We start from the raw sequence: 10,806 nt of genomic DNA, 5'->3' as shown, positions 1-10,806 counted from the left end.
AAAATATTCAATTTATTTCAAAAACTATTGATATATTGCGAGCACCTCCCAAGATTTCTGATGTATATCAGATTCTCGTATATTGAAAGTATTTGATTATTGATGTCTGTAATCTCCCATCGTTATATGGGCTATAGCACTAAAACAGACCTTGATAGGCATTGCCATCTATAATGCTAAGGTAACATATTTTATTTGTCAAGTAATAACCCAGCAATTTGGAATTTCGGCACTTATTTGTTTTCCGATAATAGAAAAAGCATTCTTGGCAATATTCCCTTCAGATGTTTCGCGAAGTCTAATAAACATTACTTGATCTTCTTTTTCATTAATTATAGAAATAAGACGACTTTTAAATATCTCATAGTTTTCTTCAGACAGTCTACAAATAAAAACAGAATACTGTATAGGCCGACCAAAATTCTTACACAGCTTGAATACCTTCTTTATTCTCTTTTCATCACAAACATCATATGTAACAATAAAATAATGCATAATTACCTCGCTCTAAATGGTTTCCAATTATTTAATTCTCCTTCTAAATATCGACCTAACAACCTAACTTCAATCTCTAGCATTCTTCTATAACTCACCTGATAAGAAAATGATGGATGGTGAATAAGCGTATCCATCCTTTGTTCATACATCATAATAAATTTCTTCTTAGCTTTAGGCTTTAAAGATACACCAGCCATAGTTACTTCAAAATCTTCTAGGGATATAGTTTTGGTATTTATAGCACGCAATACAGTACTATCTGCTATCAAAGGGCGATAACTCTCCATAAGATCTAATGCTAGAGAAGGTCTTCCTTTTTCAAATACATGATAGAAACCAACAGTAGGTTCCAAACCAACAGCAATTATGGCATTTACAAAATCTTTACACAGGAGTGAATAAGCGTATGACAACAATGCATTTATTGGATCTCGTGGTGGTCTACGACTACGTCCTTTAAATTCTATATTACTCACAGTTATTAAATCAGGAAAAGATTCAAAATACTTTTTTGCAGCAACCCCTTCAATACCGAGGAGAGAATTCCTATCTTTTATTTCCATAGCTTGAGAAGAAAGTCTAATTAAATCCTCAATTACAGGATTTCCGACTTCTCCTCTTTTTCGACGTAGAAGAAGTCTTTGGTTAAAAATTTTTGCGCTAACAACTCTTTTTGCAAGATCTAAATTAGGAAATTGATTCAACTGTTTCTTTCTTATCAAAAGATTTTTATCTGAAAAACCACTAGCTGTTCCATATAACCAACCACTAGTACTACAAAATAGTATCTTAATACCGTTCACCATTATAGCTTGAATGCATTGAGTAGAAATCTGTGCAGTACCTAAAATAACTACTGACATCACATCAATAATTGGTATTTCCTGTTTATCTCCTGAAAGCGAACTTATAACCAAACAATCTTCTTTTATTGATATTTTCTTATCATAGCCACTAACATATACAAGGCCTTTATCATATCGAGATGGTACTACAGCCCGAGCATATCCCTCCTGTTTATGTGACTTCATTATTGATACTTCATCAGGTAAACAAATAGTATTAAGAGAACAACGTATACATTTATTTGACCTTTTCAATGGCAAAGGCCTTTCTTCTAAAGAAATTCTATTAATTTCTTTACATATTGTCTCAAGTATTTTTATGCACTCTTCATTCCATTTAATTATAGTATGAGTTTTATTCTCCCTATAGTATATCGAAGCCTTAGAACACAAGTAACTATTTTCCCGAAGAAGGTACATTTGGCCAATTACTTGTAATTGGTCATTGTACCATGCTCCAGGAGTTAAAACATAACCATGCCATTGTTGAGGTTGAGTACGACTAGGAGCAGAAGATTTTCTTGCTTCGAAAGGAATCCATTCTCCATCTCTTTGCTTAATAGCATCTAATTCTCCACATAGTAAAAGTTCTTCAGAATAAAAAACTAAGTTTTTTGGAGGCAACTCATATTCTGCTATTTCTTCTTCAATAGAAACTCTATCACTTCATTGTTCTGCTTTATTATGAAGCTCTGTCCCTTTCTCAACATCATTATTTACTTCAAATTCTTTATCTACATACATTATGTAATACAATCGAGGACAAAAGCAGTACTCATTTAAAGCTCTCAATGGTATTGGTTGTTGTAACTCATAATTATCCATAACTATGTTTTCAAATGTTAATAATAATTGGTTGAGTAATAACCAAATTATTAATTTTACTTTTTACAGTTTCCCAAAATTTAAGAGAAGAATACCACCTATTAGCGTCTAGGAAAGTATTGGAATAATCTCTAAAAACATTACATATTCCCAATTCTTCATCACCGTCTATATCATTATCATGGCTATCGGAATTTTTCTTAACTTTTTTCGAAACAGAATTAATAACTCCAGAAAAGCGTTTATCAGCAATATTACCTTCATCAATATTTAAACAGGAAGGACCGATAATTCTGTTAATTCTAACAGAATTATCACATACAGGAAGTACATTACTATCTATTATTTTAACATTCAGTTTTTGAGGATTATCATATCTTGTTAACCATCTTTTTGCTAAATTTTGAGCTGCGTTAATATCAGCATTAATATAACACAACTTAACGTTTCCATTATTTTCTTTTTTTCCATAAAGGAAGTACTCTCCTCCTTTATCAGGTATCAAAACACCAATCGAATTGTAATTTGATCTTTGTTCAATAGCACTTATTAATTTACCGACTTTTTCTGGTGCATCTTTTCCATACATATCTATCACAATTCTTGAAAGATGAGAGAGGGAGCCTTTTCTTCTATCAGATTCAGGTATCAATAAATATTTCATTAATTCTAAATATGATTCATTTAGTTTCTTTAAATCAAAAACATTTGCTCTGAAGCCAGGGCATCCAGAAGCTGCATGAAAACGGCTACTGAAAGATGCTCCAACAAAACCTATCTTTAGCCCAAATAACTCGCCTTGCATTCTTACTTGATCAACCGTAGATCTATGAGCCCACTTCATAAGCATCAAATTCTCACGTGTAGGTTTTTCATCATCTGTCCTATAATTTTGAAGTTCTTCAAAAATAATAGCATCACAAGCATCATACAATTTAATCCAAAAACCATCTTTAGCTTTATATTTATCTTTACCTGTTGCATATAAAGTATAATTTTTTCTGTTATCAAGATACTCTTGTTCAGGAATGAAATATACCATATTATCCTTCATTACTTTTATTAATCTGTTTTCAGACTTTCCTGCAACCCACACATAGCCAAGAGCAGTCATAATAAGAGCATCACTAGTTTCTTTCTGTCTTAATTCTTTTAGATTACTAATCTTATCACTTAGTTCACATGCAAAAACTTCACCTTTTTCAAGCCCACTGCGAACATGACTCTTCTCTGCTAAAGTATGCCATTTCTTCATAATGTTTAGTACTTTTGAAAGATATGAAATATTCCAAAGGCTTTTTCCTGCTAATCCAATTACTTGACCACTTTCAACATCTTCATAAACACGAGGCTTTCTTACATCATCTGACCATCGTTTATATTCATTAGAAAGATTTAGTTTCATAGAAAAAGCAGTAGAGTCAATAAATTCAATCCACTTGTCATCTGCTAGATTTATAAATTTATCTGTTAGTTCTATAAGATAAGCATAAGAATAATTTCCCATATAAGGCCAATCCTTATTACTTTCCTTATATCTATTTAAAAGCTTTTCAACATTTTCTTTACGATTATTTTTTTTACAATTTGAAAGCCTTCGAAAATATCTAATAGCATCTATTTTGTATCTGATAGAATCAGAAGCATCAATAAGCACTCTTCTCTGTTCTTCGACTAGGCGAGATGGTTTATCACCTATAAGTCTTATCTGACCAGATCTACGATGTATTGCTGTTAGTGTTTCACCAGTTAGAAAATCTCTGATATCAAAACATGATCTTCCAGAACCATTAGTAATGCTAAAAATTGAATATGAAAATGTTGCTCTAAGGCCCAAATCAACAGCCATAATAGTATATGGTCTATTCTTTATTTGATTTATTAGATTAGTATCTTGAGAAATAACACCTTTTGATAAAAAAACTTTCTTTTTTTCATCACCACTAAAATATAAACCGTTAATATCATTGTCGCAAGTTATTTGGTAAAGACTATTTGGAAAGGCTTCTATTTCATCAGTTATCTCTAAAGAAATATTAATGTATGCTTTTATTTTATCTTGATTTTTCCAATTCTTTTTCCGTGTTATAGAATCACGGTCAAATTGTAATTTTGCTCCTTTAATCGCAACATTATTAAATATCTTACCAGTCCCAGGATCTTTATATAAGTATTTTCCATCTTTTATCGATAAACAATCCAACTGATTGCTATGAGCAATTGTAAATATGTTTCCTTTTACTACAGTCAAATTATTACCATTTTTTTCTATTAAAGACATATAGATTTTTTTAGAGTCTAAGTCTATTGAATAACCAGGTGAATTAGAACCAGCTCCTCCACCAATTTCAAATTGCGTCCAAGCTGGACTATAATTCTGATCACACATAGTAAAGGCAGCATGATCCTTAATACGTTCAAGTTTAGCTTTCTGTTTATTCACTTGCTTATATGCATTGATAGCATCAATGCATGATTTAACATCTTTTACAAATCTAAAATATTTATCTTGTGCAATGAAACGAAATAGATTTATATCTCCTATTTCTGATGCTTTTTCTTCTTGTAATTTATTAAGCAAAATAATACGATTTTCAAAAGAATCTTCCTTTAAAAGTTTTTCAATTACTAAATCAATTTCTCGGAGTTCTCTTCCTAAAAGATGATAGTTGCCTAAATATTCACCTTCAATATCATTCAACTTTATTTCTTCATCCTTCATTTTTTCATATACTTGTAATACATTGGATATGAATTCTTTTGATTCAGTGGATAATTTATCTAATTCCTTTTCTTTTTCCTCCAACAACATCTTAATATTGTTATAATTTTTATATGCATTTTGATTCCAAGTATTCCAACCTTTCAAACGTTGTACAGCCATTGTCCATGCACCATAGTACCATGAAGAAATATTAGGTATATCAGAATCTAATCCTTCAATATATAAAAAAGCAGGCTTCTGAATTAATGGTAAAACTTTAATGCCACTCATTCCAAATTCAGAGATAGTACCTTCTTTCTTTTGACGATCCTTTTCTTTCTTTTCTTGCTCTTTTGGATATAATTCACATATTTTATTTATTGTATTATCAGAAGAAAAATGTTCTAACAATATTTTTTTATTATTATATATCCACTCTGCAATTGTCTCAGCATTTGCTTTACTCTCTTTTATTTTTTCTCCTGCATGTATTATATCAAGAGGAGCATTTATTTCTCTAAGGATAGAAGGATAAAGTTTTAATAATTCTCTTGTATGATAGATTAAACTACTTGAACGCCCAGATGATGTCTCAACTCTTATTTCACTGTTTTGTATAAAATTAATTCGCCCTTTAGGATTCGAAGTATTTATAGTTTCATCATAATAATTTTTACACCAAGATATAAATCTTTCCACTTCATTAGGTGTTAAATCTCGGCTATTTCCATTTCGTTTTGCCGCATCCTTCATTCTTTTACATAAAGCTTCTTGATATTCTGATGCTTTTTTTATAGTCTCATCGCCTATTAATGGATCTCTAAGATAGACATCTCCACCTCGCATTTCTAGTAACAAATTAGTATAATAATTAACACAATATCCAAAAAAATCATGACTATCGATTAGTCTTTTCATAGACTCTTTATCTTTAATGAGTAAACCTACTTTAATGGATCTTGTTGTTTTTATTTTTACCATATCCCTCTCCTATTTTTTTATGTGAAAATAAAAGCCTCACTATTCATATATTATCATTTACTGATTGGTATTAATAATAAATAACTCCCAAAAAATCATTAGAATTTAGTTTTTTTTGAAAAATTTACTCTTACGTAAGAATGGTTAAAAAAATATTAATCAAATTTGGTGTTTAATTATTTATATTATTAGTATTTTACAAGAAAAGTAATATAAAACAGAGTATAAAAAAACTAACTAAACATTGCGATAGTATAGCGCTAACTCTTTTTTTTGATAGTTATCGCTATACTATCACACATTTTATAAAGAAGTAGGATCTTTGGAATTCCAATGAATTATGCATTTCTTAGGATACTTAGTATTTAATAATAGATCATTTTTTTCTTGATCAACATAAATATCAGTTAATTTATTACAGCGATCAAATGAATATTCACCAATAGATTTAACACTAGAAGGTATTACAACACTTTTTAAATTACCACAATCAAAGAAGCACTCTTCTCCTATCGATTTTACACCTTCTGGTATTACTATAGATTCTAAACTCTTACAATTTACAAATACTCTGTCTCCAATAAATTCAACACTACTAGGTATATTAATGTCCTTTAAGCTAGTACAGGAAAAGAATGCACTATCGTCAATTTTTTAACACTTTCAGGTATAGCAACAGTAGTTAAACTTTCACACTCTTCAAATAGATAACGACTTATTTCAGTTACCTTATTTGGAATAGTAATGCTTTCTAAACTACTACATTTCATAAAAGCACTATTTTCTATTTCTTTTACACTATCTGGAAGTGTAATTGATTTAATTTTATTACAATCCATTAATGCATAAGGCCCTATAGTATCTAAGTTCGAAGGCATTATAATTGATGTTAACATAGTGCAACTATATAATGCTTTCTCGCCAATTGATGTGACATCATCAGGAATTACAATTTTTGTTGCTTTTCTTCCTTCTTCTGTAACACCTAAAAGAGTTTTATTTTCAATAATTAATTGATTAATAGAAGCAATTTTTAAATCATCTTTTATATCATTATTGCAACTCACTAACAATAGTGTGAAAAAAATAAGAACTAATGAGGAAACCAATAAAATGTGTTTTTGCATAAAACTCTCCTCTAAATCATAGATGTTAATAAGTTACTATATTTTTCTCAATTAAGATACTTTTTATTAGCCTGCTTTATTAGATTACAATCACACATCAATTCATTAACTATTATTTTCTTAATAGCCAATATTATTTAGGCAAATTTTTAATAAATATATTAAAATACTAAAATATCAGTTGACAAATTTCTTGTAGTACATAAAAATACAAATATCAGAAAACGGAGGAATTACCCAATATGAGAATGACATTAAGATGGTATGGTCCTGGCTTTGATTCAGTGACCCTAGAACAGATTAGACAGATTCCAGGTGTTACTGGCGTTATTACAACACTTTACGATGTACCAGCAGGTGAAGAATGGACATATGAAAGAGTTAAGGGACTTAAAGATATCGTTGAGGCTTCAGGCTTAAAAATTGAAGGTATCGAAAGTATTAACATCCACGACTCAATTAAAATCGGAACTCCTGATAGAGATAAATATATTGATAATTACATTAAATCTCTTGAAGCTGTTGGTAAAAATGATATTCATATGGTTTGTTACAACTTCATGCCAGTATTCGACTGGACCCGCACAGACCTTGCAAAGATGCGCCCAGATGGATCAACAGTTCTTGCATATGACCAAAAGGTTGTAGATACAATCGATCCTCAGACATTCTTTAACCAAACAACAGATAACTCAAATGGCTTTGTTATGCCAGGTTGGGAACCAGAAAGACTTGCACAGGTTCACAAGCTCTTCGATGCTTATAAAGATGTTACATCTGAAAAGCTTTTTGACAACCTCGTTTATTTCTTAAATGCAATTGGACCAGTTTGTGAGAAATATGATATCAAGATGGCTATTCACCCAGATGATCCAGCTTGGCCAGTATTCAAGCTTCCTAGAATTATCACAGGAAAAGATGCTATCTTAAAGATGCTCAAGGCAGTTGATAAGCCTTACAATGGTATCACACTTTGTATGGGAAGTCTTGGAACTAACCCTAACAATGATTTACCAGATATCATCCGTTCTTGCAAAGGTAGAATCCATTTTGCACACATTAGAAACCTCCACCACTTCGCTCCAGGAGTATTCGAGGAAGCAGCTCACCTTTCATCAGATGGTTCATTTGATATGTATGAAGCAGTTAAAGCACTTCATGATATTGGTTTTGATGGACCAGCACGCCCTGACCACGGAAGAACAATTTGGGGTGAAAAGTGTATGCCAGGTTATGGTCTATACGATAGAGCTCTTGGTGCAATGTATATTCAAGGGCTTTGGGAAGCAATTGATAAAGCAGAAGAGCGTGGTGTATGAAAAAAGATGACAGCAGGGCTAATATCTGGGTATACAACCAATTAAGAGAGCAGATTGAAACACTTGTTCTTAAACCAGGAACAGAACTCAATCTCACCGAATTATCTGAATCATTGGGGGTCTCACGATCCCCACTTCGTGATGCCCTGCTCCGTCTTGAAAGAGATTCTCTTGTAGATATCTTTCCTCAAAAAGGCACTAGGGTAAGCTATTTAGATATCTCAGATATTAGGCAAGAAAGATTTATGAGAATGAATTTAGAGCTTGGCGCTCTTAAGAGTTTTATGGATCTTGAGCTTAATGATTTAGCTAAAGAAGCCTATGTTACAAGACTAAAATCATTATTACTAAAACAAAAGGCTGCTTTAATTAGTGGTTCATATATTGATTTTCTTAAAGCAGATGATGAAATGCATGCAACATTTTATAGCCAACTTGGATATGAAAGAGTTTATGCAGTTCTATTTTCTCATACAGGAAACGAGCGCAGAATAAGACTTCTTTCAAGTCTTGCAGGTAATATTGCAAATGATATTGAAACTCAACATGAAGCAATTATCGATGCAATCGCAAGAGGAGCTAAGGAAGAAGCATTAGAACTCGATAGGGATCACTTAAACAAAATTGAAGACGAGTATCCAATGCTCATCGAATTATTTCCACAGTATTTTTCAAATTAAGGAGAAACAGATGAAACTCAATTTAATTTCACTTGAAGATAAAAAGTCATGGGAAGGATATAAACTCTTTTCATATGACCATAAACAAATTGAAGAAAATACTAAGTCTAGACCACAGTGGGTACACTTTGGTGCAGGTAATATCTTTAGAATTTTCCCAGCAGGACTTTGTCAAAAGCTTTTAAATGAAGGCTTGATGGATACAGGTATTGTTGTTGGTGAAGGTTTTGATGGTGAAATCATCGATAAAATCTATGCACCACACGATAACCTTACACTTGGTGTAACACTTAAAGCTAATGGATCAATAGAAAAAGAAGTAATTGGTTCTGTTATGCAGGCTGTTAAATGTGATCCAAATAGTAGTGCTGAATGGGCAGTACTTGAAAATGCTTTCACAAACCCTTCCCTTCAGATGGTATCTTTTACAATTACTGAAAAGGGTTATGCTCTCTATCAGCCAGATGGTAATCTTTTTAAGTTCTATGTAAGTGACTTTGAAAAACCATTAAAAGATGCTTCAATGTTCCTTTGTAGATTAACTCGCCTTTTAAATGATAGATTTAATAGCTGCAAAGCACCTCTTGCTCTTGTATCAATGGATAACTGCTCACATAACGGTGAGAAGTTAAGAAATGCTATTGTAACAATTGCAAAGACCTATAATGAAAAAGGTGAGTTATCAGATGAGTTTGTTTCTTGGGTATCTGATGAAAAGTGTGTATCTTTCCCTTGGTCTATGATTGATAAAATTACTCCAAGACCAGACCAGAGCGTTGCAGCAATGCTTAGTGAAACAGGCTTTGAAGATAAGGATGCAATCATTACATCTAAAAACACTTATATTGCTCCATTCGTTAATGCTGAAGAGCCACAATATCTTGTTATCGAAGATAGATTCCCTAACGGTAGACCTGCACTTGAAAAGAGTGGTGTATATCTCACAGATAGAGATACAGTAAATAAGGTTGAAAAGATGAAGGTATGTACCTGCTTAAACCCTCTTCACACTGCACTTGCGCTTTCAGGATGCTTACTTGGTTATACATTAATTGCAGATGAGATGAAGGATGAGGATTTAAAGAAGATGGTAATGAGACTTGGTTACACAGAAGGTCTTCCTGTAGTAGTTAACCCTGGCATTATTGATCCAAAGGCATTTATTGATGAAGTATTAAATGTTAGAATTCCTAACCCATTCATGCCTGATACACCTCAGAGAATTGCAACAGATACTTCTCAAAAGCTTTCTATCAGATTTGGTGAAACAATTAAGGCTTATAAAGCAGCAGGAAAGGATTTAAATGAGTTAAATGTAGTTCCTCTTGTATATGCTCTCTACTTAAGATATCTTCTTGCTCTTGATGATGAGGGTAATGCTTTTACACTTTCTCCTGATCCAATGACAACAACATTCCAGCCAATGCTCAGTGGTGTTACACTTGGTCAAAGTGGTCCTTTTGATAAGATTCTTGAGCCAATTTTAGCAAATGAGAAGCTCTTTGGATTAGATTTAAATAACACAGTTGTAGGAGCTAAGGTTGTTAACTACTTTACTTCACTTGTAAGTGGTAAGGGTGCAGTTAGAAAAACTATTCATGAAGTAGTTTCTAAATAAACATTTCCACCTAAAAATTGAGCTGCCCAATTGGACAGCTCTTTTTTTAATTATTCCTCGACTTCTTCGAAATCTTCTGGACCTGCACCACAAATTGGGCAAACGTAATCTTCAGGAAGAGATTCCATCTCAACTTCGAATCCGCATAATACACAGCGATACTTTTTCATTTAAAAAATCTCCTATTACACTAAGAATACACATCACTT

The 10,806-nt window shown here is 32.1% G+C and carries 10 protein-coding genes; 3 read left to right on the top strand and 7 right to left on the bottom strand.

What is annotated here, in order from left to right:
* Positions 1–198: 198 nt before the first annotated feature.
* From cas2 to SOY52_RS03385, 6 genes are all read right to left on the bottom strand, one after another.
* Positions 199–495: a CRISPR-associated endonuclease Cas2 gene (gene cas2 / locus SOY52_RS03405; protein ID WP_320847581.1), complete on the bottom strand. Its 297-nt coding sequence runs from the start codon at positions 493–495 to the stop codon at positions 199–201.
* A gap of 2 nt (positions 496–497) precedes the next feature.
* The gene (cas1, locus tag SOY52_RS03400) at positions 498–1,967 is read right to left on the bottom strand and encodes a CRISPR-associated endonuclease Cas1 (RefSeq protein ID WP_320847580.1); all 1,470 of its coding nucleotides are present in this window, start codon (positions 1,965–1,967) and stop codon (positions 498–500) included.
* 42 nt (positions 1,968–2,009) lie between these two features.
* The gene (locus tag SOY52_RS03395) at positions 2,010–2,168 is read right to left on the bottom strand and encodes a hypothetical protein (protein ID WP_320847579.1); all 159 of its coding nucleotides are present in this window, start codon (positions 2,166–2,168) and stop codon (positions 2,010–2,012) included.
* Between the two features lie 10 nt (positions 2,169–2,178).
* On the bottom strand, positions 2,179–5,853 hold the full coding sequence (gene cas12b / locus SOY52_RS03390; protein WP_320847578.1) for a type V CRISPR-associated protein Cas12b: 3,675 nt from the start codon (positions 5,851–5,853) through the stop codon (positions 2,179–2,181).
* Positions 5,854–6,156: 303 nt separating this feature from the next.
* The gene (locus SOY52_RS11165) at positions 6,157–6,456 is read right to left on the bottom strand and encodes a leucine-rich repeat domain-containing protein (RefSeq protein ID WP_414429583.1); all 300 of its coding nucleotides are present in this window, start codon (positions 6,454–6,456) and stop codon (positions 6,157–6,159) included.
* 11 nt (positions 6,457–6,467) lie between these two features.
* Positions 6,468–6,980, bottom strand: coding sequence for a leucine-rich repeat domain-containing protein (locus SOY52_RS03385; RefSeq protein ID WP_320847577.1), 513 nt, complete (start codon positions 6,978–6,980; stop codon positions 6,468–6,470).
* A 242-nt stretch (positions 6,981–7,222) separates the two neighbouring features.
* Here SOY52_RS03385 and uxuA point away from each other — a divergent pair, with 242 nt between their 5' ends.
* From uxuA to SOY52_RS03370, 3 genes are read left to right on the top strand one after another with little or no spacing between them, the layout of a single operon-like run.
* Complete coding sequence (gene uxuA / locus SOY52_RS03380) at positions 7,223–8,299, top strand: mannonate dehydratase (RefSeq protein ID WP_320847576.1); 1,077 nt, start codon at positions 7,223–7,225, stop codon at positions 8,297–8,299.
* Positions 8,296–8,979: a GntR family transcriptional regulator gene (locus SOY52_RS03375; RefSeq protein ID WP_320847575.1), complete on the top strand. Its 684-nt coding sequence runs from the start codon at positions 8,296–8,298 to the stop codon at positions 8,977–8,979. The genes uxuA and SOY52_RS03375 overlap by 4 nt, the downstream gene beginning before the upstream one ends.
* Before the next feature lie 10 nt (positions 8,980–8,989).
* Positions 8,990–10,597 carry a mannitol dehydrogenase family protein gene (locus SOY52_RS03370; RefSeq protein ID WP_320847574.1) on the top strand — a complete coding sequence of 536 codons (1,608 nt, stop codon included), beginning with the start codon at positions 8,990–8,992 and terminating at the stop codon, positions 10,595–10,597.
* 50 nt (positions 10,598–10,647) lie between these two features.
* Here SOY52_RS03370 and SOY52_RS03365 read toward each other — a convergent pair whose 3' ends face one another.
* Positions 10,648–10,767, bottom strand: a complete 120-nt coding sequence (locus tag SOY52_RS03365) for a rubredoxin-like domain-containing protein (protein WP_320847573.1) — start codon at positions 10,765–10,767, stop codon at positions 10,648–10,650.
* Positions 10,768–10,806: the final 39 nt, after the last annotated feature.

Origin of the sequence: Bullifex sp., from assembly GCF_034103065.1 — a bacterium.
Classification (GTDB): domain Bacteria; phylum Spirochaetota; class Spirochaetia; order Sphaerochaetales; family Sphaerochaetaceae; genus Bullifex.
Note: the sequence above shows the minus strand (reverse complement) of the source record. Positions and strands in the feature narration are given on the sequence as shown.